The organism is Actinomadura bangladeshensis (genome assembly GCF_004348335.1).
GTDB lineage: Bacteria > Actinomycetota > Actinomycetes > Streptosporangiales > Streptosporangiaceae > Spirillospora > Spirillospora bangladeshensis.
In genome coordinates this window covers 1-703 of sequence record NZ_SMJW01000589.1, presented here as the reverse complement: position 1 = coordinate 703, position 703 = coordinate 1, and the positions used below count along the sequence as shown (strand labels likewise).

2 protein-coding genes are annotated in these 703 nt (G+C 66.1%); both read left to right on the top strand.

What is annotated here, in order from left to right:
• A partial coding sequence (locus E1284_RS44230) for a hypothetical protein (protein ID WP_424923544.1) occupies nt 1–91 on the top strand: 91 nt, incomplete at its 5' end.
• A 110-nt stretch (nt 92–201) separates the two neighbouring features.
• Nucleotides 202–703 (top strand): alpha-amylase family glycosyl hydrolase (locus E1284_RS41015; RefSeq protein ID WP_243715082.1); only part of this gene is annotated, 502 nt, incomplete at its 3' end.

Sequence of the window (703 nt, the reverse complement as noted above, 5' to 3'; positions counted from 1 at the left end):
CACCTACACCTGGACCCAGGCCAACTACGTCTATCTGGACCCCCACACCCAACCCGCCCATGTCCTGACGTTCCGGAGCAGCGAGAGTTGAGCGGACCCCACGAGCCAGAATCCGCGGCGGCATCGCCGGGCCCCGGGCCGGATCCGGCGCCGGGCGCCGTGCCACGAGACGACCCCTTCACCGAGATCCCGTCCGATGCCATCCCCACATCGTCCGAGCCGGTCCCGGACGCGTTCAGCCCCGAGACGCCGCGCGACCCGCACTGGTTCAAGACGGCGGTGTTCTACGAGGTGTCGGTGCGGGGCTTCGCCGACTCCAACAACGACGGCTACGGCGACCTGCGCGGGCTGATCTCCAAGCTCGACCACCTGCAATGGCTGGGCATCGACTGCCTGTGGCTGCTGCCGATCTACCAGTCACCGCTGAAAGACGGCGGCTACGACATTTCCGAGTACACGCGAATCCTGCCCGACTTCGGGGAGCTGGGCGATTTCGTGGAACTCGTCGAAGAAGCCCATGCGCGTGGTATTCGGGTGATCGCGGATCTGGTGATGAACCACACCTCGGACCAGCATCCGTGGTTCCAGGCGTCGCGGACCGATCCGGACGGGCCGTTCGGGGACTTCTACATGTGGGCCGACGACGACACCGGCTACCCCGAGGCCCGCATCATCTTCGTCGACACCGAGTCCTCCAACTGGA